The organism is Flavonifractor sp. An92, from assembly GCF_002159175.1.
Classification (GTDB): Bacteria; Bacillota; Clostridia; order Oscillospirales; family Oscillospiraceae; genus Pseudoflavonifractor_A.
Genome location: NZ_NFGZ01000004.1, coordinates 63,055 through 85,568, shown reverse-complemented (window position 1 = coordinate 85,568; position 22,514 = coordinate 63,055). Strand labels below are relative to the sequence as shown.

Sequence of the window (22,514 nt, the reverse complement as noted above, 5' to 3'; positions counted from 1 at the left end):
TTTTTTTGTCGTATTGCAACCCTAATCCTTAAAAATGTGCAAACACTGCGGCGCATATCCCGAGCAGCACCAGACCCGCCACATTGGCGGCGGTGAAGAGGGCCAGATACTTCCCGCCGTTAGCCCCCGGGGTGCGCAGATAGAGCTTCAGGGAGATGAGGCTGGCCAGGGAGGCCACCGGGGTGCCCAGGCCGCCGATGTCGGTGCCCAGCAGCAGCCCCCGCCAGTCGTCGGTGAAGCCGGAGAGGAGGAGCGCGGCGGGCACGTTGCTGATGACCTGGCTGGCGAGGCCCGAGACCACCGCCGCGTTCCAGTCCAGCGCCTTGGTGAGAAGCTCCCGCAGGGCGGGCACCACGCCGATGTTGCCAGCGAACACGAAGAAGCACACGAAAGTGGCCAGGAGCGCGTAGTCCACCCGGGGCAGCAGGTCCCGCCCGGCGATCAGCAGGCTCACCAGCACCACCGCCAGCAGCACCCACTCCCCGATGACGTGGAACACGCACAGCAGGCACAGGGCGAAGAGCACCACCAGCAGCACCAGCCGGCGCACATGGCGGACGGTGGCTTTTTCCGGGAAGCGGACCTCGATGGTCTCGTCCTTCCCCACCAGACACGCCGCCGTCAGGGCGATGAGGCTCACCAGGGTCAGCGGCAGGATGACGGCGAAGAACTGCCCCGGAGCCATGGCGTATGTATTATAGAGGTACAGGTTCTGGGGATTGCCCACCGGGGTGGCCATGCTGCCCAGGTTGGCCGCCAGGGTCTGGAGCACCACCACCGGGATGAGCCGCTCCTGCCGTCCCACCAGCCCCAGGGTGAGCACCGCGAAGGGCACGAAGGTCAGCAGGGCCACGTCGTTGGTCACCAGCATGGACGAGAAGAAGGGCAGCAGCACCAACAAGAGGGTGAGCACCTTCATCCGCCGCCGCCCGGAGAGCAGCTTCTGGGCCAGCACTTCAAAGAGACCGCAGTCCTGGAGCCCCGCCACCACCGCCATCAGGCTGAAGAGCAGGATGAGGACGCGCTGGTCGATATAGCCGAGATAGGCCGCCGACGGGGGCGTCAGCAGCATGGACGCCAGGGCGCACAGCGCCGAGATCACCAGCACCGGCTCCCCCCGCAGCCAGGCGAGTACCTGTTTCATACCATTCCCTCCATAGACAAAGGCCATCCCGGCGGACGGCCTTTCTTATTCGTTCCACGGTAGTTTATCCCATTTTTCGCCCCTGGTCAAGAGCGCGGCCCCTCCCGGAGCCGGGAAATCCTTCACAAATTATTTACACAAGTTTCAGCCTAATTTCAGCTTGCCGGGCTACACTCCTACCCAGTGCAGATTGATCCAACCCAACAGAAGGAGGAACCACAACCGTGATCGAAGTACGCAGTCTGGTCAAGCGCTACGGCCGGCACCTGGCGGTGGACCACCTGGACTTTACCGTGGAGGACGGCCAGATCTTCGGCTTCCTGGGCCCCAACGGCGCGGGTAAGTCCACCACCATGAACATCATGACCGGGTACATCGGCGCCACCGAGGGCGACGTGCTGGTGGACGGCCACTCCATCACCCAGGAGCCGGAGCTGGCCAAGCGCTCCATCGGCTACCTGCCCGAACAGCCTCCCCTCTACACCGACATGACGGTGGAGGAATACCTGCTTTTCGCCGCCGGGCTGAAAAAGGTCCCCCGGCACGAGCGAAACGAGCAGGTGGACCAGGTGATGGACATGACCGGCACCTTTTCGGTGCGGGGACGGCTCATCCGGAACCTCTCCAAGGGCTACAAGCAGCGGGTGGGCCTGGGCCAGGCCCTGCTGGGCTTCCCCAAGGTGCTCATTCTGGATGAGCCCACCGTGGGCCTGGACCCCAAGCAGATCCTGGAGATCCGCACCCTGGTGCGGCGGCTGGCCAAGGACCACACCGTCATTCTCAGCTCCCACATCCTCTCGGAGATCCAGGAGATGTGCGACCACCTGCTCATCATCCACCACGGCAAAAAAGTGGCCGTCGGCGCCCCCGACCAGCTGGAGCGGGAGCTGGCGGGCGCCCCCGCGCTGGAGGTCACCCTCCGGGCCGACCCCGCCGCCGCGTCCGGGCTGCTCTTGGGCCTGAGCGGCGTCAACACCCTCGCCCCCCGCCCCTGTGAGGAGGCGGGCTGCTGCTCCTTCCGTCTGGAACAGCTCCCCGGGACCGACCTGCGGGAGGCCGTTTTTACCCGCTGCGCCGAAGCGGGGCTCCCCCTGCTGGAGCTGCGGCGGGACGCCATCACCCTGGAGGATCTGTTCCTCCGCCTCACCTCCGACGACCCCGACCAGGAGCTGCCGGAGGAGTCCGCCCCGGAAGAGGAGGAAGTGTCATGATCGCCATTTACAAACGGGAGCTGAGCTCCTACTTCAACTCCATGATCGGCTATGTGTTCATCGCCGCCCTGGTGTGCTTTACCGGCATCTACTTCATGGCCTACAACCTGTACAGCGGCTTTCTCGACTTCTCCTACGCCCTGATGAGCCTGATGAACATCCTCATGTTCACCGTGCCCATCCTCACCATGCGCTCCATGGCGGAGGACCGGCGGGGCCGCACCGACCAGCTCCTCCTCACCGCGCCGGTGCCCCTGTGGGCGGTGGTGCTGGGCAAATACCTGGCCATGGTGACGGTCCTGTTCGTGCCCGTGTTCCTGGCGGCCTTCTGCCCCCTCATCATCGCCGCCAACGGCGAGGCCCATCTGGTCTCCGACTACGCCTCTCTCCTGGCCTTCTTCCTGATGGGGTGCGTGTTCCTGGCCATCGGCATGTTCATCTCCTCCCTCACCGAGAGCCAGATCATCGCCGCTGTGGGCACCTTCGCCGTGCTGCTCATCCTCTTCCTGTGGGAGGATTTAATTGGCTTCCTGCCCAGCGCCCTGAGCGGCGTGCTCTCCGCCTTCTCCTTCCGCACGGTCTTTTATAACTTCGCCCAATACCACGTCTTTGATGTGGGCGGCCTCATCCTCTACCTCTCCCTCACCGCCCTCTTCGTGTTCCTGACCATCCAGACGCTGCTCCGGCGGCGCTGGAACTAGGAGGTGCCCCTTTGAAACGGAAGAAACGGAACTTCAACCGACGCGCCCTGGCCCGGGGCGGCTACCTGGCCGCCATCACCGCCATGGCGGTGGCCCTGGTCATCGTGGTCAACCTCATCGCCAGGCAGCTCCCCAGCCACCTGAAGGAATTTGACCTCACCGACAACCAGCTCTATGAGATCACCGACACCTCCCGGGAATTCCTGGCCGGGCTGGACCAGGACGTGGAGATCGTGGTCCTGGCCAAGGAGGGGGCCACCGACCAGCGCATCCTCAAGTTCCTGGACGAGTACGCCGCCCTCTCCAGCCACATCACCGTCACCGAGGTGGACCCGGTAGCCCACCCCGCCCAGGCCGCCGCTTATGACGCCGACAGCAACTCCCTGGTGGTCATCTGCGAGGCCACAGGCAAGACCGACGTGATCTCCTACAACGACATCATCACTTACAGCTATGACTCCTACTACTATATGTCGGAGGACTCCTTTGACGCTGAGGGTCAGCTCACCTCCGCTCTGGACTATGTGACCAACGACACCAACAAGGTGGTCTACACCGTCACCGGCCACGGCGAGGAGGAGTTGTCCTCCATCATCACTGACGCCATCGACAAGGCCAACTTCTCCCTCTCCTCGGTGAGCCCCGCCCTCAACGGCGGCGTGCCGGAGGACTGCGACCTGCTGCTGGTCAACGGACCGGCCACCGACCTCTCGGAGAGCGAGCTCTCCCTGCTGCTGGACTACCTGGACGGCGGCGGGCAGATGGTCCTCCTCCTGCCCAGTGAGTACGCCGAGCTCCCCAACTGGAACGCCCTGATGGAGCACTACGGCCTCACCATGGCCGAGGGCTACATCGCCGACACCGCCAACTACTACCCCCAGCTGGGTTCCGCCTTCGCCATCTGCGCCACGCTGGACCTCACCGACCCCATCACCAGCGAGTTTAACCACGACACCCTCACGCTGCTCACCAACTCCCTGGGCTTCACCCAGACCGCCGAGACCCCCGAGGGCGTCACGGTGACCCCCTTCATGTCCACCACCTCCGACGGCCTGGCCGTCACCCTGGACGGCGGACAGACCGCAGGCACCTTCCTCCTGGGCGCGATCTCCGAGCGGACCGACAGCGCCGACAGCGAGACGGTGGGCCGCCTCACCGTCTTTGGCAGCACCTCTTTTATTTCCCAGGACATCCTGGCCGCCAATCCCTCCATCGCCAACCAGACCATCTTCATGAACGCCCTCACCGCCGGATTTGACGATGTGTCCAACCTGTCCATCCCCGCCAAGAGCCTGGCCATCACCTACAACACCATCGCCAACCCCGGAATGTGGAGCACCCTCTATATGATCGTGCTGCCGGTGCTGATCCTGCTCTTCGGCCTGATCTTCTGGATGAGGAGGCGCAAACGCTGATGAAACAGGGAAAGACCCTCCTCGTGCTTCTGGTCCTGCTGATCCTGTGCGGCGGCGTATACTTTGCCCTGCGCAGCTACAACGAAAACCAGGAGGATGTGGACGACACCATCTACCTCACCGACCTGGGGGAGGTCACCACCCTCTCCTTCACCGGCACCGACGGCTCTGACCTCTCCTTCACCAAGGCCGACGACGTCTGGACCTGGAACGGCGACAGCACCTTCCCCGCCGACCAGGACGCCCTGGACGCCCTGGCAGAGGACCTGGGCCAGCTGGCCACAGTCCGGGTCTTTGACGAGCCCGACAGCCTGGACTCCTACGGGCTGGATACCCCCGCCCTCTCCTGCACCGCCTCTAACTCCGACGGCGACACCGTCACCGTTCTGCTGGGCGACGAGGTGGACGGCAACCACTACGCCATGGTGGAGGGGGAGAGCCGGGTAGCCACGGTGGCGGCCACCCTGGCCGATGAGCTGCAGGTGTCCCTGATGGACCTGGCCGAGCCGGAAAACATCCCCGACGTCACCCAGGGCACCCTCGCCTCCATCCGCTGGCAGAGCGGGGACACCGATCTGCTGCTGGAGAAGGAGACCATCACCGAGGAGACCACCGATGACGCCGGTGAGACCACCACCAACACCACCTACGCCTGGACGGTCAACGGGGTGGACATCCCGGAGGACAACAGCACCCTCAATGACCTGGTCTCCGAGCTCACCTACCTCTACTTCACCTCCTGCTACGACTACAAGGCCGACGCCGACACCCTTGCCGCCTGCGGCCTGGACGACCCCAGCCTCCTCACCATGACCGAGGAGGACGGTACCGTCATCACGCTGTCCATCGGCTCCACCACCGACGACGGCGGCTATTACTACGCCATCCTCAACGACTCTTCTGCCATCCACCGGCTCTCCGTGTCCGTGGTGGAGACCCTCACCGGTCTCACCCAGGACCAGCTCACCGCAGAGCCGGAAGCCGCAGAATGAGCCAAAGGCCCGCTGGGTTCCCTTCCCCGGCGGGCCTGTTGTTTTCCCACAGCCGCGGCACCTTGTGTGCCGCGGCTTTCTGTTTTGGCATGCGCCGGTCTTACGACCAGCCGATGGTCTGCAAAATGGAGAGTGCCACGATGGAAATGACAAAGGTGATGAGCACATAGGGCAGCACATACTTCAGCCACTTGCCGTAGTTGACCCCCGTCATACCCAGGGCCGCCGCCAGCACGGAGGACACCGGGGTGATGTAGTTGGTCAGGCCGTCGCCCAGCTGGAAGCCCAGGCACATGACCTGCCGGCTGATCCCCAGCACGTCGGCCACGGGGACAAAGAGGGGGACCATCATGGAGACCTTGGCCGGTCCGTTGGGCACCAGGAGGTTAAAGAGGGTGGTGAAGAGGAAGATGCCGCTGGCCGCCGCCGCGCTGCCGAAGGAGCCGATCACTTCCGCCGCCGCGTGGGCGATGGTATCCATGATGAGGCCGTTTTCCAGCACGTTGCCGATGACCTTTGCAAAGCCGATCATCACACACACGCCGCCCATGGAGGACGCGCCGGTCACGAACATGCTGGAGAGCTTGCTGGGGCCGATGCGGTTGACGAGGCCCACCACCATTACCGCCAGGATGGCAAAGCCCATCAGCTGGTTGAAGCCCCAGCCCAGGGCCGCCGCGCCGTAGGCGTAGATCGCAAAGGGAACAAACATGCAGCAGATAGTGACCACATCCTGCCAGCCCAGCTTGGGGGCCTCCTGTCCAAAGGTATCGTCGGGGTCAGGCGCTTCCAGGTAGCCCACGATGCTCTTGCTGGGGGCCCGGGAAATGCGCAGGCAGTAGCGGGTGGTGTACAGCGCACAGGTGAGGGTCAGCACTGCCCACACCACCAGGCGGCAGCCCAGGCCGGACACCGACTGAAGCCCGGCGATCTCCTGCGCCATGAGGATCATGGTGGTAGTCGGTCCAGCGGCCTGGCCGGTCAGGTAGGAGAGATAGAAGATGGACATGGCGGCGATGCGGTCCAGCTTCAGGCGCTTGACCAGGATAAGACCCACCGCCACGAAGGCCACCAGGGAGTCCTGGCCCGCCAGAGCGCCGATAACCGACATGAGCACCACGATGGAAGGGACCAGGACCTTGATGCTCTTGTCCTGGAGGCGGTAGACGGCGAAATTGATCACCGAGCTCACCGCGCCCGACTCAATGATGACCGAGATGGTGCCGCCCATGATGAGCAGCAGCGCCATGATGGAGCCCTGGGCGGCAATTCCGTTCGACACATCCATCAGGGCGTCCCACAGGGAGACGGGGCTCTGTTCTACATAGTGGAAGGAATCCGCGATGACATATCCCGCCTCGTCCGTCTCATACACGCCCGCCGGCAGAATGTACGTCAGTGCGCAGCAGATCACGATGAGGCCGACGATGAGGACCAGTACATGGGGAACGGTAAAGGACTTTTTCTCGCGTTGAATGGCCTTGGCTGGCATAACGATCCCTCTTTCTCAGTAGATTGAAGCGCCCTTACGGCTCCACGTCCTCCGGGCAGACCGGATTTTCCCGGTTGTCAAAGTGCTTGACCTGCGGCGCAGTGGCAGTATAGCGGGGCCACTCCTCCTCCGGCAGGTCCTCCCAGCGGAAGAAGGCGCCCCACAGACGCTGGAGCGTGGCTGTGAGCCGCTCCATCTCCTCCCGGCCCGCGCCCTGGAGCATGGGGGCGTCCCAGGCGTCCAGATTGCCGAAGAGGAAGGGCAGCTCCAGACAGTGGCAAGCCCCGTAGATGGAGTCGGGGGCGCTCCAGTCGAAGCGGTACTTGTACACGGTGCAGCCGCCCTCTGCCGCCGCCCGGGCAAAGGCCCGGCCCGGCTTCTCGTAGCGGTTTTCCTGCTCGGCCAGCACCGCCGGGTCCTGCACACCGTTCCGGCGGGGGATAAAGGCGTCCATCTCGTCCCGGACAAAGCCGGTCATCACCCGGATGCCCCGGCGGATGGCCTCCCCGGCGGCGGCGGCCGCGGTCTGCTCCGGCGTGTGCCAGGCGTCCATCACCGGCTTGAAGATCATACCCTTGTGCCGGCGGCGCAGCTCCTCCGGTACCCGGTCGGCGGCGGCCAGGATCTCCTCTGCCGGGAAGGCAGCCACCCGTCCGGCAAGGCCCTCCAGATGGTCCGGGTCCGCCCCCAGCTGTTTCAGGACCGCCCGGCCCACCTCGTTGGCGTCGGCCAGGGTGTGGTTGCCCCGGCCCAGGGAGGCGCTCTGGAGCACGATCTGTCCAAACAGCCCCTCCGAGTCCGGCCGGGCGAGGATGTGGGCGATGGCATTGCCTCCCGCCGACTGTCCGAAGAGGGTCACCCACTCGGGGTCGCCGCCAAAGGCCGCGATGTTGTCCCGCACCCAGCGCAGGGCGCACATCCCGTCCTCAATGCTCAAATTGGCCTGGTTCAGCCCCGGGGCGTGCAAAAATCCCAGAGGCCCCAGCCGGTAGTCCAGGTTGACCACCACCACATGGGCGGCCCGGGCCAGCGCCCCGCCGTCATACCAGGGCAGGTCCCCGCCGTTGTAACAGTTGGCCCCGCCGTGAAGCCACACCGCCACCGGCAGGCGCTCCGTCAGGGACGGGGTGCTCACCGCCAGGGTCAGGCAGTCCTCGCTCTGCGCCTGGGCCACCGGGCCCATGGGCTTGTCCAGGTCCGACGGGCCCTGGGGCGGGATGGGAGCGCGGTCCACAGCGTCCCGCGCCTGGGTACAGGGCTGCGGCGGAACGGGCATCCGAAAGCGGCGTTCCCCCACCGGCGGCGCGGCGTAGGGTATGCCGTGGAACTGGAACACACCGTCCGCCTCCACCCCGCGCACCGGGCCGTACTGCGTTGATACCAGTTGCTCCATGCGAATCCTCCTTTGATTTGGCGATTGAATGATTGAGTGAATTGTTCGCCCTTTATACTAGTGATATAGTCCAAAGTTGTCAAGCGTCTTTCCTTATTTTTGTCGTATAAGACGAAAACCGGCAGTTTATTTTGTGCAAAAAATGGATTCCGCTTGACAATTGGTTCCAGATTGGCTACGCTGGACGAAAAGGTACGGTGGTCTGCCGACCGGGGAGGTCCGTATGGCGCAGAGCTATAAAATCAAAAAACAGTCCGCCGCCGATCTGGTGTGCGAGAAAATGAAGGAGCTCATCCTCCAAAAGGAGTGGGCGGTGGGGAGCAAGATCCCCTCTGAGCTGGAGCTGGCCGAGAGCTTCGGGGTCAACCGCCTGACGGTGCGCATCGCTCTGCAGCGGCTGCACACCCTGGGCCTTCTGGATATCCGGGTGGGCGACGGGACCTACGTGCGTCCCTTTGACCTGGGGGGTCATTTAGAGGAGCTGTCCGACTTCTATGTCAACGGCAAGACCGTGCAGGACGTGGTGGAGTTCCGTCTGGTGATGGAGCTGCCCTGCGTCCGTATGGCGGTCCAGCGGCGCACCGAGGAGGAGTTGGAGCAATTTGAGGCTCTGTGCCACCGCTTCCAGGCGGAGCTGGTGCAGCACTACGCCTGCGAGGACCCGGAAGAGGCCCGGCGCTACTTCCTGGCCACGGTGGACACCTCGGTGGAGCTCCACATGGCCCTGTGCCGCATGGCGCACAACGATCTGATCACCTACTCCTTCTCCGTGGCCCGGGAGCCCATGCGCCGGCACATGCAGCACAACGCCTCCCGGCGCATCCATGAGCGGCTGGACCAGAGCCACACCAACACCTGGGTCCGCTGCTGGATGGAGCTGGCCCGCGGCCTGCGGGAGCGGAATGAGGAACTGGCCACCGAGATGCTCCAGCGCATCATTGACTCGTAACGCAAAAAATCCCCCCGCGCGGCAATTGCCGCGCGGGGGGATTTTTTTGATCTGGCTCAGCCGATGCGGATCTCCACGCCGTTGACCTGCACGTCTCTGTCCGCCCGGATGAGGATGTACTTCACACCATCGATGATCCGGGTCTGGACCCGGTCGCTCTCCTCGGGGGAGACCTGGATGGTGATGCCGGGGGTCCGGATCTCCAGGCGCTTGGTCTCCATCAGGTTCTGGGGAGTCAGCCGGGTCTCCTCCCCGAAGGCCGCCTCGTACTGCTGCTCGAAGGCCTCCACCTGGGTCTGGCTCATGCCGCAGGACACCAGCATCTGGCCCACCTGCTGGGGGGAGATCTCCAGCGGCTCCTCCTCCCGGCTCTCCTTGTAGGCCTCGATGCGCTCCCGCAGCTCCTCCTGGACCGCCTGCACCACCTGGAAGCCGTCGTCCTCTTCCTCCAGCACGTCGGCCAGGATGGTCTGGAAGGTCTCCCGCTGCTGGTCGGCGGGCATGGGCAGGGGGGCCTTGAACACCGCTTCCGCAAAGTCGGCGTGGCTGGAGCCGGAGTCCTTGGTGTAGTAGAGGGCCCCGTACAGGTTGGTGGTCCGGTCGTCAAAGGCGGGGAACAGGAAGCCCGCCTGGGGGGGCGACACCAGCCAGCCGGCAGCCCGGCTGTGCAGCTCGTTCTCCGACAGGTCGTAGCCCAGGGCCGACTTGCTCAGCTTCACCGGGCAGACGGCGCACAGCAGGTAGCGGAACACCTCGTCCCCCGCGTCGTCCTGCCGGTCCCCGTCCTTGGAGCGGTAGGGCACGTCGTACTGGTCCCGGGCCAGGAGGATGAGGTAGCTCCCCTCCAGATCCAGGCTGTCGATGGCGATGCGGTAGAAGCGCTCCACCGCCTCCCCGTCCTTCAGGTCGGAATCCCGCAGGGCCATGAGCAGCCGGTGCTCCTCGCTGTCCGCCACCTGGGCGGTGGTGAATTCCACATCCAGCAGGTTGCGGCCCAGGCCGCCCGTCAGCGTCCTGCGCAGGAGGGCCAGGACCTTGTCCCCCTCCTCCTCCGACATGAGGGCCAGGGACTGCTCAAATTCCCCCACGATCTCCCGGTTCTCATTGACGTAACAGCCCCGCACATGGGTGATGGCGCTCTTGTCGTGGCGGAAGCGGCGGCGCAGCTCCGCGATCTCTTTTTCCTTCATGGCAGTGAACCTCCCTGCGCCCAGCGGCGCGTGTGATTGAAACTGAAAAGCGCCCGGCCTCGTCAGAGACCGGGCGCCGTACTTCCCCGTATTTTCGCCTTACATGAGCCGGACCGTGTAGTAGACCGCCATGGCCAGCAGCCACACGATCACCACGCCGTAGAGCACCATCATGGCGCCCAGAGCCAGCGCGGCCGCCTGCACCAGCAGGGCCACAGCGCAGGACACGTAGAGCATGGTGTAGTTGGAGTTCTTGGAAAACACCCGGACCAGCTTGCCCTTCACGGAGAGCAGGCCGCCGCTGGCCTGGAGCTTCCGGGTAAAGACCACCACGGCCGCCAGGATCAGGACCTCCACCACCAGATAGGCGTAGACGACGATCTCATGGCCCACACGGCGGTCCAGCAGCCACAGGCCCAGACCGCTCATGACGCCCAGCAGGGTCACCAGGAAGAACTCGTGCTGATAGAGGTAGTACACCAGCGCCAGCACAGCCAGACAGGGCACGCCCACATACAGCGCGCTGATGCCGGTCTTGTTGGGGTAGAGCCGGGCCACCACCGCGCACACCGACAGGATGAGCAGGACCGTGGTCAGGATCTGGGGCAGCAGACGGTGCTCCCCCTTCCGCCAGGTGAGGACCCACCAGGCGGCGCAGGCCAAGAAGGCAATGGGCAACACGATAGCCAGCACGCCGAACATCTGATACAGTCCCTGCTTGATGGCCAGTTCGCTCACGCGGGTATTAACATAATAACGATCGAGAAGGAGGAGCAAAGCCTCTAAAACCACCGAACCGGCGATCCAGATGAGGACCCGATTCAGAATCGCGTCCTCCTGCTTGGCCCGTTCCGCTCGTTCTCTCTTATCCATGTGTTCATCTCCTGTGCCTGAATCATTGGTCTCGCATTTGTATATTTTAGCAGAAGCCGGCGCGTTTTGCAACAGGAAAAACCCCCAATCGGCGGGAGAAGTCTTTGCTCTCCGTTCATCGGTGTGTTACAATAGGGGCAAACCATCCGCTGCGGGTCCGCCGCCGGTCTTTTGATTGGAGTTTATCGCATGAAGCTGAACCGTACCACACCCCTCTTGATTCTGTTAACTGTTCTCCTGGCCGGCTGTTCCGGCGCCGCGCAGCCGGAGAGCGCCAGCCGGGAGCTCTTCGCCATGGACACCCTCATGTCCCTGCAGATCTCCGGCCCTGACGGCCAGGAGGCCCTGGACGCCGCCGTCACTGAGCTCCAGCGTCTGGACGCCCTGCTGGACCGGAACGAGCCGGACAGCGACCTCTCCCGCCTGAACGCCGCCGCGGGCAGCGGCACCCCCGTGGCGCTGGAGGAGGCGACTCTGGACGTACTGGAAGAGGCCCTTCTCTGCTCCGCCGATTCCGGCGGAGCCTTTGACTGCACCATCGCGCCGGTGATGGACGCCTGGGGCTTCGGCGGCAGCGGGGACAACTACCGGGTCCCCGGGGACGAGGAACTGGCCGCCCTCCTGCCCCTGGTGGACAGCAGCGCCCTCCTGGTGGACCGGGACGCCGGCACGGCCCAGCTCACCCAGGCCCACATGGAGGTGGACCTGGGCGGCATCGCCAAGGGCTACGCCGCCGACTCCCTCACCGCTCTCCTGGCAGAGTACGAGGTCTCCGGCGCGCTGCTGGACCTGGGCAGCAGCACTATGGCCGCGCTGGGGGAGCGCCCCGGCGGCGGCGCCTGGCGCATCGCCCTGCGGGACCCCGCTGACGCCGAGCAGCGCCTGGGGGTCCTCTCCCTCCAGGACCAGAGCCTGTCCACCTCGGGGAGCTATGAGCGCTATTTTACCCAGGACGGGGTCACCTACCACCACATCCTGGACCCGGAGACCGGCTATCCCGCCGAGACCGGCATCCTGTCGGTGACGGTGGTGGGCGAGAACGCCGCCCTGGCCGACGCCTGGTCCACCGCCCTCTTCGTTCTGGGCGAGGACAAGGCCCTGGAGCTCTGGAAGAGCCGGGACGATTTCGACTACATCCTCTGCTGCTTCGACGGCCGGGTCCTGGTCACCGAGGGGCTGGAGGACTGCTTTGCCTTTGAAGGAGATGCCTATGGCTACACCTGTGAGATCCTCCGGCGCTGAGGGGCTGCGCCCCACCCCCGGAGACCTGGTCCTCATCCTGCTGGTGGCTGCCGCCGCGGTGGCGCTGCTCTTCGCTCTCCGCCCCCATGGCGGGACGGAGGCCCTCACCGTCCGGGTCACGGTGGACGGCGAGACGGTAGCCGAGTACGCCCTGGCCGACTACACCGAAGCGGTCCAGGTGGCGGTGGACGGCGTTTCCTGGCCGCTGGTGCTGGAGCTCTCCGCCGACGGGGTCCGGGTGGCCGAGAGCGACTGCCCCGGCGGCGACTGTCTGCGCACCGACGCCATCCACAGCGCCGGGGAACAGATCATCTGCCTGCCCAACAAGCTCATTGTGTCCCTGGAAGGGGCTTCCAATGCGCCCGCTTCTGATATTGACGCTGTGGCGGGCTGAAAGTTCCCCGCTCCCCCAGATTTTTTCCAATGAAGGAGGTGACCGCCCTTGCCGGTCCGCCGTCTCACCCGCTGCGCCGTCCTCACCGCCCTGGCGCTGGCCCTGTCGGTCGCCGAGGGGCTGCTCCCCCTCACCATTCTCTTTCCCCTGCCCGGCCTGCGGCTGGGTCTGGCCAACCTGGTAACGGTGTACGCCCTGTACGCCCTGTCCGGCCGGGAGGCTTTGCTCATTCTGCTGGCCCGGTGCGTGCTGGGCTCCCTGGTGGGCGGGAACCTCACCGCCCTGGCCTTCTCCCTCACCGGCGGGCTGCTGGCCCTGGGGACCATGGCCGCGCTGAAGCGCATCCCCGCCCTCTCCCTGCTGGGGGTCTCGGTGGGAGGCGCCGCCGCCCACAACACCGGGCAGATTCTGGCCGCCATGGCGGTGCTGGGCAGCCGGGCTCCCCTCCTCTATCTGCCGCCCCTGCTGCTGTGCTCCATCATCACCGGGGCCGTCACCGGTGCGGCCTCGGCCCTTCTGATCCGGCAGATCCCGCCCCCGCGAAACTGAAAGAAAATCTTAATACTTTGTAACTCCTTTGAGATTTCTTTCCCCGCCGCGTATTGTATGATAGAGCCACTCAATATTATTGTTTTTTCAAAGGAGTGCGACAAATGGCTATGTTACGACGCTTCGCGGCGCTGTCCCTGGCGCTGCTGATGGTTCTGCCCCTGGCCGCCTGTCAGGACAAGCCCGCCGGAGACGGCGGGAACAACCCCGACGCCCAGGCTACCCCCACGGTGGAGCCCACCCCGACTCCCACCCCCGACCCCTATGAGGCGGTGCGCACCTACTGGAGCGAGGACCAGCTCACCCAGGCCTGGGGCCCCAATCAGGTGGTGGAGCACCTCTTCTTCCACCCGGTCATCGCCTACCCGGAGTTCACCTTCTCCTCCGCCGTGCCGGAGAACCGCCAGAAGGGCCTGGACGACTGGATGGTCACCGCCGACGAGTTCAAGGCCATCCTCCAGAGCGTCTACGACCAGGGCTATATCCTGGTGCGCATGGAGGACGTGTGGAGCGAATACACCACCGACGACGGCCAACAGCGGATGCAGCGCAACACCCTCATGCTCCCCGAGGGGAAGAAGCCCCTGGTCATCTCCTTCGACGATGTGAACTACTACGAGTACATGCTGGAGGAGGGCTTCACCTCCAAGCTGGTGCTGGGCGATGACGGCCAGATCTGGGCCGAGACCCGGGACCCCTACACGGGGGAGGTCTCCCTCACCCGGGACCTGGACGCCACCACCATTCTGGACGACTTCGTGCTGGAGCACCCCGACTTCTCCCTCAACGGCGCCAAGGCCATCTACTCCCTCACCGGATATGAGGGCATCCTGGGCTACCGCACCCAGAACGACATCGACATAGCCGCCGATGACCCCGCCCGCCCCGCCTTTGACGCCAAGCGCCAGGCCGAGATCGAGGCGGTGAAACCCGTCATCGCCCGCCTGAAGGAGACCGGCTGGACCTTCGGCTCCCACACCTGGGGCCACATCAACCTGGACTCCCCCAAGGTGGACCTGGCCTGGATCCAGCGGGACACCGTCCGCTGGGCCGAAGAGGTGGGCAGCCTGGTGGGTCCCACCAACATCCTCTTCTACCCCCACGGCGCCCGGCCCGACGGCGACGACTGGCACAGCACCGGCCCCAAGTTCCAGTACCTGCAGAGCCAGGGCTTCCGCATCTTTGCCAGCGTGGGCATCAACTCCTTCTCCTACATCAAGAATGATATCTGCGCCGTCATCTGCGACCGGCTCCACCCCGACGGAACCACCCTCCGCTCGGTGCGGGCCCGGGAGTGGTACAAGCAGTTCTATGACCCCACCCAGATCATCGACCTCACCGTCCGGCCCGACTACGGCTGGTACAAATAAGCCAACAACCCCCGGAACTTCGGTTCCGGGGGTTATTTTTCGCTCAATTCAGGAAGAGGGACACCGCGCACCAGACCAGCAGCAGGGCCATCACGGTGTTCACCACCCGGGCGTGGGCGGTGAAGAGGCGCTGGAACACCGCACCAAAAGCCGACCAGCACAGGGTGAAGAAGAACCCCACGAAGGCCAGCAGCAGCGCGAAGGCCAGGAGCACCACAGGCCGCCCCTGGTAGTAGGGCAGGACATAGGCCTCCATGGACAGGATGCCGTAGAGGTAGATCTTGGCGTTGACGAACTGGAGCAGCAGCCCCGAGCCGAAGCCGCTGCGGGCCTGCCGCCCCTCCACCTCCGCGCCGGTACTGCGAAAGGTGCCCCAGGCCAGGTGGAGCATGTACGCCGCCCCCACCACCAGCATGGGGAGCTTGATCTGGGGGATAAGGGTGGAGAGCAGGGAGCAGCACAGGGTACACAGCACCATCACCACCGAGAAGCCCACCCAGATCCCCAGATTGAAGGGCAGCGCCCGCCGGAAGCCCAGGCGGCAGCCGTTGGAGAGGGACATCAGGTTGTTTGGCCCCGGCGTCACCGCCGTGACCACCGCGTAGGTGAGAAACGATCCCCAGGGAAACATGTTTGACAGCCCCTTTCCCGCCATGGTATGATAGCATCATGGCAGATTCGTCCAGGATATTGGATTCCTGTATATTGTACTCTTATTCTATTATCTTGTCAATCTCCCCGGAGGTGTCTTTGCATGGAGATCAACAGCATCATCGCCCAGCGGGCCCGGGCCATCCGCACCGAGCGGAAGCTGACCCTGGACAGCGCCGCCGCCCTCACCGGCGTGTCCCGGAGCATGCTGGCCCAGATCGAAAAGGGGGAGGTCAACCCCACCATCTCGGTGCTGTGGAAGATCGCCAACGGCTACAAGGTCTCCTTCACCGCCCTGCTGGACGGGTCGGGCCCCGCCGTGACGGTGCGGCGTGGGAGTGAGGCGGAGCCCCTGGCCGAGGACGGAGGGAACTATCTCAATTACCCCGTCTTTCCCTTTGACGAGGAGCGGCTCTTTGAGACCTACCGCATCGTCATCCGCCCCGGCGGACAGCTCCAGGCTCAGCCCCACCTGAGCGGCGCGGAGGAGTCCATCACGGTCTTTGCCGGGACCGCCGAGATCACGGTGGCGGAGGAGGTCTACACCCTGGAAAAGGGGGACTCCATCCGCTTCAAGGCCGACGTGCCCCACGGCTACCGCAACCCAGGCGGAACGGATGCGGAGCTGAGCATGCTCATCTACTACCATAAATAAAAGAACGGACCGCGGGCGGAGCAAACAGCTCCGTCCGCGGTCTTTCTATGCTTCGCGCTCCAGTTTGGCCCGGAAGGTAATGGCCCGTGGGGTCCGCATGTCGTCGAACTGGACCTGGTAGCACCCCCGCTCCGGGTCCACCCCCAGCACGGTGCCGGTGCCGAACACCCCGTGGCGCACCCGGTCCCCTGCCTGAAACCGGCTCACCTGCTCCTCCGCCGGGCGGAGGCGGGCGTCCCGCTGGTGGATGAAGCGCCGTGCCTCGGCCAACTCCTCCTCCGGCACCTCCCCGTCGAAGGTGAGGCACTTGGGGTCGATGTCCAACAGGAAACGTGAGGGGTACTTGGGGGAGCCGTCAAAGTTCCTTCCCCCTGCCGCCGAGAGGTATAACCCCTTCTGGGCCCGGGTGAGGGCCACGAAGGCCAGCCGCCGCTCCTCCTCCATGCCCTCCAGAGTGCGGACCTTCTTGGAGGGGAACACCCCCTCGTTGAGGCCGCACAGGAACACATAGGGGAATTCCAGGCCCTTGGCGGCGTGGACGGTCATGAGGCGCACCGCCTCTCGGCCGTCGTCCACGTCCTGGTTGGTGAAGAGGGCCACATGGGCCAGATAGTGCTCCAGGGTGGCCTCCTCACCGCAGGTGGTCTCGTACTCGTACACCGACTGCTTCAGCTCCGCCAGGTTGTCCAGCCGCTCCTGGCTGCCCTCGGTGCGGAGCATGGTCTCGTAGCCGCTGCGGTCCAGCACCTGGGCCAGCACCTCCGACACCGGGCGGCCCGACCAGGTCCGGCCCAGGTCCTCCACCAGCGCCGCCAGATCCGCCGCCCGGCTGCCCCGCAGCACCTCGCCGTCCAGCTCCTCCAGCATGGTCTGGTAGAGGGAAATGCCCCGGGCCGCCGCCTGCTCCTTCAAAAATCCCATCCGGCGCTCCCCCAGGTTACGACGGGGCACGTTGGCCACCCGCAGGAAAGACAGGTCGTCCCGGTAGGCGATGAGGCGCAGATAGCTCAGGGCATCCTTGATTTCCTTGCGCTGGAAGAAGGGCGCGCCGCTGGTGATGGCGTAGGGGAGCTTGGCCTTCAAAAAGACCTCCTCCACCGTCCGGGTCAGGTAGTGGGCCCGGTAGAGCACCGCGATGTCCCGCAGGGGCACACCCTGGTCCCGGAGGGCCAGGATCTGCCCACAGATCCACCCGGCCTCCTCCTCTTCGCTCCCCGCCAGACGGCAGAGCACCGGCTGCCCGTCGGGATGGCGGGGAATCAGGTTCTTCTCCATCCGGGCCTTGTTGCGGGAAATGAGGGAGTTGGCCGCCGCCAGAATCTGGGGCGTGGAGCGGTAGTTCTCCATCATGAGGATGGTCTCGGTGCCCGGGAATTTCTGGGGGAAGTCCAGCAAATAGCGCACATCGGCGCCTCGCCAGGTGTAGATGGTCTGGTCCGGGTCCCCCACCACAAAGAGGTTGCGGTGGTAGCCGCAGAGCACCTCCATCAGCCGGTACTGGGGCTGGTCGATGTCCTGGAACTCGTCGATCATGATGTACTCCAGCCGCTCCTGCCACTTCTGCCGGGCGGCCTCGTTCTGCTCGAAGAGGTAGAGGGTAAAGACGATGAGGTCGTTGTAGTCCAGGGCAAAGCACTTCTTCTCCTGGTAGAGGTAGCCGAAGAAAAGGATGTCCCGGGGTGCGGTGGCATCCAGGTACTTCTGGTGCAGCTGCTCCAGGTCCATGGACAGCACGTCCCGGTAGTACTCGGGATTCTCAAAGAGCTTGCGCACCTCGATCATGTCCCGGGCCTGACGGAAGGTCATGTCCCGGAGGGTGAGACCCCGCTCCTCGTAGAGGATGGCCAGCATGGCGTCGATGTCGGCGTTGTCCAGCACCAGGAAGCTCTTGGGGTACTGGATGACGTGGCTGTCCTCCTGGAGCACCGAGACGCAGAAGGAGTGGAAGGTACACACATACCCGGTGTCCTGGTCCCCGGTGAGGGCGTGGATGCGCTGGCGCATCTCGTTGGCCGACTTGTTGGTGAAGGTGACGCAGAGGATGTTGCCGGGCAGAATGCCCGCCTCCTCCACCAGATAGGCAAAGCGCCGGGCCAGCGCCCGGGTCTTGCCCGAGCCCGCCCCCGCCACCAGGCGCACATAGCCCTCGGTGGTGGTCACCGCCTGGCGCTGGGGCCCGTTCAGGCCCTCCAGATAATCGGTCACGGTCCTCCCCCCTTTCTGCTCCAGTGTATCATATCTCCCGCCGTTCCTCCAGCCCCATCACGTCCATGCTGTGGCGCATGTGGATGGTCATGGCGCAGGCCGCCCCCTCCCCGTCCCGGCGGCGGAAGAAGTCCAGCAGCAGGGCGTGGTCCCGGAGGGTGTCCTCGGCCAGCTGCTCCTCGTGGGCTCCGGCGGTCATGGCGGTGGCCACCGCCCGGTCGATGAGGGGCAAGAGGCGCACCAGGAACTCGTTGTGGGCCGCCCGGACGATGGCGGCATGAAACGCCCGGTCGGCCTGGGTGCGGTCCTCCCCGGCCTGGATGCACCGCTCCACCTCGGCCCCCCGGGCCAGGATGTCGGCCAGCTCCTCCTCGGTGGCCCGGCGGCAGGCCAGGCGGGCGGCGTCGGGCTCAAAGATGCTGCGCAGCTCGAAGAGGTCCCGCAGCTGCCCCTTCACCCGGCCCAGGTCGGCAAAGCCGTAGTCATCCAGCTCCCCCACCCGCTGGGCCACGAAGGTGCCCTTCCCCCGGCGCACCTCCAGCACCCCCCGGGCGGTGAGGGTGCGGATGGCGTCCCGGAGGGTGGTGCGGCTCACCCCCAGGCTCTCCGACAGCTCCAGCTCGTTGGGGAGCTTCTCCCCCGGCTGGAAACGCCCCTCCAGCACGATCCCCTCATAGAGCCGCCGGGCGGTCTGCTGCGCGCGATTTTCCCCTTCCATGTCCGTCCCTCCTCTTGACATCTCTTTTCCTATGATATACTATGTAGTCATACAACGCAAGTGTAATCATACAACTCATTGGAGTTTTCAGTTTGAAGGAGGAATCCCCATGCGCAGTGACGTTGTGAAAAAAGGTATCCCCGCCGCCCCCAACCGCTCCCTGCTGTACGCCCTTGGCTACACCAAGGAGGAGCTGGAGCGCCCCCTCATCGGTGTGGTCTGCTCCTACAATGAGATCGTCCCCGGCCACATGAACCTGGACAAGATCGCCGAGGCCGTCAAGGCCGGTATCCGCGCCGCCGGCGGCACTCCGGTGGAGTTCCCCGCCATTGCCGTGTGCGACGGCATCGCCATGGGCCACGTGGGTATGAAGTACTCCCTGGTGACCCGGGACCTGATCGCCGACTCCACCGAGGCCATGGCCATGGCCCACCAGTTCGACGGCTTGGTGATGATCCCCAACTGCGACAAGAACGTGCCCGGCCTCCTGATGGCCGCCGCTCGCGTGAACATCCCCACTATCTTCTGCTCCGGCGGCCCCATGCTGGCCGGACGGCTCCAGAGCGGCCGGCGCACCTGCCTCTCCCACATGTTCGAGGCCGTGGGCGCCTACTACGCCGGGAAGCTGGACGAAGCGGGCGTGGAGGAGTATGAGAACTGCGCCTGCCCCACCTGCGGCTCCTGCTCCGGCATGTACACCGCCAACTCCATGAACTGCCTCACCGAGGCCATCGGCATGGCCCTGCGGGGCAACGGCACCATCCCCGCCGTGTGGTCCGCCCGGCTGCGCCTGGCCAAGCACGCGGGCATGCAGATCATGGAGCTGGTGAAGAAGGACATCCGCCCCCGGGACATCATGACCGAGGCCGCCTTCCACAACGCCGAGACCATCGACATGGCCCTGGGCTGCTCCACCAACACCATGCTGCACCTACCCGCCATCGCCCATGAGTGCGGCATTGAGCTCTCCTTCGACATGGCCAATGAGATCTCCTCCAAGACCCCCAACCTCTGCCACCTGGCCCCCGCGGGCGAGACCTACATGGAGGACCTGGAGCGGGCCGGCGGCGTGTACGCCGTCATGGCGGAGCTCAACAAGAAGGGCCTTCTGGACACCAGCCTCATGACCTGCACCGGCAAGACCATCGCCGAGAACCTGGAGGGGGTGCGCAATCTGGACCCGGAGCTCATCCGGCCCATCGAGAACCCCTACTCCCAGACCGGCGGCATCGCCGTCCTCAAGGGCAACCTGGCCCCCGACGGCTGCGTGGTGAAGCAGTCCGCCGTGGCCCCCGAGATGATGGTCCACAGCGGCCCCGCCCGGGTGTTCAACAGCGAGGAGGAGGCCATCCAGGCCATCTACGCCGGGAAGATCGTGGCGGGCGACGTGGTGGTCATCCGCTACGAGGGCCCCAAGGGCGGCCCCGGCATGCGTGAAATGCTCAACCCCACCAGCGCCATCGCGGGCATGGGTCTGGACAAGGACGTGGCCCTCATCACCGACGGCCGCTTCTCCGGCGCCACCCGGGGCGCTTCCATCGGCCACGTCTCCCCCGAGGCGGCCAGCGGCGGCCCCATCGGCCTGGTGGAAGAGGGCGATATCATCTCCATCGACATCCCCAACCACTCCATCACCCTGGACGTCTCCGACGAGGTCCTGACCCAGCGGAAGGCCCAGTGGGTCTGCCCCGAGCCCAAGATCAAGACCGGCTATCTGGCCCGCTACGCCAAGCTGGTGTCCTCCGCCGACCGGGGCGCCGTGCTGGAGTAAATCCCCTTCCCTCTTGTAGAACGGGCGGTTATCTGGTATGATACGGATACCGAAAGAGCGAGAGGAGTTTTCACTATGAAACAGCGCAACATTCCCCTGTGCATTGTGTTCAGTGTCATCACCTGCGGTATCTACGCCATCTACTGGTTCATCTGTGTCACCGACGACGTCAATCAGGTCTCGGCCCGCTACACCACCTCCGGCGCCATGGCCTTTGTGCTCAGCCTCATCACCTGCGGCATCTATGGCATCTACTGGGGCTACAAGATGGGCGAATGTCTGGACGAAGCCCGCATGGAGCACGGTGAGCCCACCGGTAGCTTGGCCATCATCTTCCTCATCCTGAACATCTTCGGCCTGTCCATCATCACCATGGCTCTGGCCCAGAATGAGCTGAACAAGTACGACATCATTTGATGCGCCGCCGTCTGTTCCGGGTGCTCCGGGGGCTGGGGATCGTCCTCCTGCTGGGCCTTGGATACGCCCTGTGGGGCTCGGTCACCGGCCTCTGGCTCCCCTGTCCCTTCCACGCCCTCACCGGTCTGGAGTGCCCCGGCTGCGGGGTGACCCGGATGTGTCTGGCCCTGCTGCGGCTGGACTTTGCCGCGGCGTGGGCGGCAAACCCCGGTCTGCTGCTCCTCTCCCCCCTCATTCTGGGGCTGGTGGGGTGGCAGGCAATGGACTATGTCCGCACCGGTGACCGCCGTCCGGGCCGCGGCCAGCGCCTTCTGGGCTGGACCCTGGTGATCCTGGTGGTGGGGTACGGAATCCTGCGCAACTGCATATAAAAATAGCCTTCGGTCCTGGACCGAAGGCTATTTTTTATGGATCAGAACGTGAGGGGCATGTGCTGCTCCTGGCCGGGGCGGACCGCCGCCTCATAGAAGCGGGCCATGGTCACCCACAGGTAGGGCGTCACCCACAGGCCCAGGATGCCCAGCGTCAGGCAGGAGAGCAGTTGCCAGCCCAGGAAGGAGAGCTCCAGCTTCAGGCAGGCCCATTTGCGCTCCTTCATGGCCTCGATGCTCCGGGTGATGACCCAGTTGGCGCCCCGCTCCGGATAATCCAGCGCCACAAACCACACCAGCGCATAGCGCAGATACAGCCAGACCAGATACACCACGTACAGAATCCGGCACAGGATCATCAAACAGAACCCGACCAGCCCCAGATACTCCTGGGCCAGGGTGCCCGCCGTCATCACGATCCCGGCCGGGATCATCCACGGCAGGATGCGGAAAAACTGCACCACCGAGAGGAGCAAAATCCGCCCGGTCTGGGCAAAGCCCTCCAGCAGGCACCAGAACCCGGCGTTCTCGCCCCGGAAGAGGCGCATTGCGTAGCTGAGATAGCCCACCTGGGCCACCGATGTGTAAAAGGACAGCACCACCAGCAGCACGGTCAGCACCACCCAGCCGGTGATGGTGAGGTTCTCCTCGGAGGTCAGGCTCAGCGTCGCCAGCACGATGGCGGCCACAGGCGGCACCAGGGCCAGCAGGTCATACACAAGCGTCACCAGCATCACATGGGGATGGGCGCCGGACAGAGCGGCCCGGGCCTCCCGTTTGGCCTGCACACGGTCAAACTTCCACTCCATGG

At 64.9% G+C, this 22,514-nt stretch carries 22 protein-coding genes; 13 read left to right on the top strand and 9 right to left on the bottom strand.

From position 1 onward, the window contains the following. Positions 1-28: 28 nt before the first annotated feature. Positions 29-1,144 carry an SLC13 family permease gene (locus B5G43_RS04605; protein WP_087259301.1) on the bottom strand — a complete coding sequence of 372 codons (1,116 nt, stop codon included), beginning with the start codon at positions 1,142-1,144 and terminating at the stop codon, positions 29-31. A gap of 224 nt (positions 1,145-1,368) precedes the next feature. On the opposite strand from B5G43_RS04605, the gene B5G43_RS04600 reads away from it, so the two are divergent. The 4 genes from B5G43_RS04600 to B5G43_RS04585 are packed head-to-tail and all read left to right on the top strand — an operon-like array spanning position 1,369 to position 5,463. After that, positions 1,369-2,355 (top strand): ABC transporter ATP-binding protein, encoded by a 987-nt coding sequence (locus B5G43_RS04600; RefSeq protein WP_087259300.1) that lies wholly within the window; start codon positions 1,369-1,371, stop codon positions 2,353-2,355. Further along, the gene (locus tag B5G43_RS04595) at positions 2,352-3,056 is read left to right on the top strand and encodes an ABC transporter permease subunit (protein WP_087259299.1); all 705 of its coding nucleotides are present in this window, start codon (positions 2,352-2,354) and stop codon (positions 3,054-3,056) included. The genes B5G43_RS04600 and B5G43_RS04595 overlap by 4 nt, the downstream gene beginning before the upstream one ends. A gap of 11 nt (positions 3,057-3,067) precedes the next feature. Further along, a complete protein-coding gene (locus tag B5G43_RS04590; RefSeq protein WP_242960454.1) occupies positions 3,068-4,471 on the top strand; it encodes a GldG family protein in 1,404 nt (467 codons plus the stop codon). Beyond that, positions 4,471-5,463 carry a DUF4340 domain-containing protein gene (locus B5G43_RS04585; protein ID WP_087259298.1) on the top strand — a complete coding sequence of 331 codons (993 nt, stop codon included), beginning with the start codon at positions 4,471-4,473 and terminating at the stop codon, positions 5,461-5,463. Before B5G43_RS04590 ends, B5G43_RS04585 begins: the two co-directional genes overlap by 1 nt. Before the next feature lie 100 nt (positions 5,464-5,563). On the opposite strand, the gene B5G43_RS04580 is transcribed toward B5G43_RS04585, so the two are convergent. Together B5G43_RS04580 and B5G43_RS04575 are read right to left on the bottom strand one after the other, a co-directional pair. Then, positions 5,564-6,955 carry an AbgT family transporter gene (locus tag B5G43_RS04580; RefSeq protein WP_087259297.1) on the bottom strand — a complete coding sequence of 464 codons (1,392 nt, stop codon included), beginning with the start codon at positions 6,953-6,955 and terminating at the stop codon, positions 5,564-5,566. Positions 6,956-6,989: 34 nt separating this feature from the next. Continuing rightward, the gene (locus B5G43_RS04575) at positions 6,990-8,348 is read right to left on the bottom strand and encodes a carboxylesterase family protein (protein WP_087259296.1); all 1,359 of its coding nucleotides are present in this window, start codon (positions 8,346-8,348) and stop codon (positions 6,990-6,992) included. 223 nt (positions 8,349-8,571) lie between these two features. Between B5G43_RS04575 and B5G43_RS04570 the strand changes: the two genes are divergently transcribed. Next, the gene (locus B5G43_RS04570; RefSeq protein WP_087259295.1) at positions 8,572-9,297 is read left to right on the top strand and encodes a GntR family transcriptional regulator; all 726 of its coding nucleotides are present in this window, start codon (positions 8,572-8,574) and stop codon (positions 9,295-9,297) included. Between the two features lie 56 nt (positions 9,298-9,353). On the opposite strand, the gene B5G43_RS04565 is transcribed toward B5G43_RS04570, so the two are convergent. Together B5G43_RS04565 and B5G43_RS04560 are read right to left on the bottom strand one after the other, a co-directional pair. Continuing rightward, the gene (locus B5G43_RS04565) at positions 9,354-10,487 is read right to left on the bottom strand and encodes a DUF4317 domain-containing protein (RefSeq protein ID WP_087259294.1); all 1,134 of its coding nucleotides are present in this window, start codon (positions 10,485-10,487) and stop codon (positions 9,354-9,356) included. A 99-nt stretch (positions 10,488-10,586) separates the two neighbouring features. After that, a complete protein-coding gene (locus B5G43_RS04560; RefSeq protein WP_087259293.1) occupies positions 10,587-11,360 on the bottom strand; it encodes a hypothetical protein in 774 nt (257 codons plus the stop codon). 189 nt (positions 11,361-11,549) lie between these two features. Between B5G43_RS04560 and B5G43_RS04555 the strand changes: the two genes are divergently transcribed. The 4 genes from B5G43_RS04555 (at position 11,550) to B5G43_RS04540 (ending at position 14,915) form a co-directional block, all read left to right on the top strand. Beyond that, on the top strand, positions 11,550-12,602 hold the full coding sequence (locus B5G43_RS04555) for an FAD:protein FMN transferase (RefSeq protein WP_087259292.1): 1,053 nt from the start codon (positions 11,550-11,552) through the stop codon (positions 12,600-12,602). Continuing rightward, a complete protein-coding gene (locus tag B5G43_RS04550; RefSeq protein ID WP_158097354.1) occupies positions 12,571-12,996 on the top strand; it encodes a NusG domain II-containing protein in 426 nt (141 codons plus the stop codon). The genes B5G43_RS04555 and B5G43_RS04550 overlap by 32 nt, the downstream gene beginning before the upstream one ends. A gap of 48 nt (positions 12,997-13,044) precedes the next feature. Further along, positions 13,045-13,545: a Gx transporter family protein gene (locus tag B5G43_RS04545; protein WP_087259290.1), complete on the top strand. Its 501-nt coding sequence runs from the start codon at positions 13,045-13,047 to the stop codon at positions 13,543-13,545. Between the two features lie 104 nt (positions 13,546-13,649). After that, a complete protein-coding gene (locus B5G43_RS04540) occupies positions 13,650-14,915 on the top strand; it encodes a hydrolase (protein WP_087259289.1) in 1,266 nt (421 codons plus the stop codon). A 43-nt stretch (positions 14,916-14,958) separates the two neighbouring features. Here B5G43_RS04540 and B5G43_RS04535 read toward each other — a convergent pair whose 3' ends face one another. Next, complete coding sequence (locus tag B5G43_RS04535; protein ID WP_087259288.1) at positions 14,959-15,546, bottom strand: LysE family transporter; 588 nt, start codon at positions 15,544-15,546, stop codon at positions 14,959-14,961. A gap of 123 nt (positions 15,547-15,669) precedes the next feature. Between B5G43_RS04535 and B5G43_RS04530 the strand changes: the two genes are divergently transcribed. Further along, positions 15,670-16,221, top strand: coding sequence for an XRE family transcriptional regulator (locus B5G43_RS04530; RefSeq protein ID WP_087259287.1), 552 nt, complete (start codon positions 15,670-15,672; stop codon positions 16,219-16,221). 45 nt (positions 16,222-16,266) lie between these two features. Here B5G43_RS04530 and B5G43_RS04525 read toward each other — a convergent pair whose 3' ends face one another. Together B5G43_RS04525 and B5G43_RS04520 are read right to left on the bottom strand one after the other, a co-directional pair. Beyond that, positions 16,267-18,426, bottom strand: a complete 2,160-nt coding sequence (locus B5G43_RS04525) for a UvrD-helicase domain-containing protein (RefSeq protein ID WP_087259286.1) — start codon at positions 18,424-18,426, stop codon at positions 16,267-16,269. Positions 18,427-18,454: 28 nt separating this feature from the next. Next, the gene (locus tag B5G43_RS04520) at positions 18,455-19,144 is read right to left on the bottom strand and encodes a FadR/GntR family transcriptional regulator (protein WP_087259285.1); all 690 of its coding nucleotides are present in this window, start codon (positions 19,142-19,144) and stop codon (positions 18,455-18,457) included. 109 nt (positions 19,145-19,253) lie between these two features. On the opposite strand from B5G43_RS04520, the gene ilvD reads away from it, so the two are divergent. The 3 genes from ilvD (at position 19,254) to B5G43_RS04505 (ending at position 21,703) form a co-directional block, all read left to right on the top strand. Then, positions 19,254-20,915, top strand: a complete 1,662-nt coding sequence (ilvD, locus tag B5G43_RS04515; protein WP_087259284.1) for a dihydroxy-acid dehydratase — start codon at positions 19,254-19,256, stop codon at positions 20,913-20,915. 75 nt (positions 20,916-20,990) lie between these two features. After that, positions 20,991-21,332: a DUF4234 domain-containing protein gene (locus B5G43_RS04510; RefSeq protein ID WP_087259283.1), complete on the top strand. Its 342-nt coding sequence runs from the start codon at positions 20,991-20,993 to the stop codon at positions 21,330-21,332. Then, on the top strand, positions 21,332-21,703 hold the full coding sequence (locus B5G43_RS04505; protein WP_087259282.1) for a DUF2752 domain-containing protein: 372 nt from the start codon (positions 21,332-21,334) through the stop codon (positions 21,701-21,703). Before B5G43_RS04510 ends, B5G43_RS04505 begins: the two co-directional genes overlap by 1 nt. Before the next feature lie 41 nt (positions 21,704-21,744). On the opposite strand, the gene B5G43_RS04500 is transcribed toward B5G43_RS04505, so the two are convergent. Continuing rightward, a complete protein-coding gene (locus B5G43_RS04500) occupies positions 21,745-22,512 on the bottom strand; it encodes a DUF975 family protein (RefSeq protein ID WP_087259281.1) in 768 nt (255 codons plus the stop codon). Positions 22,513-22,514: the final 2 nt, after the last annotated feature.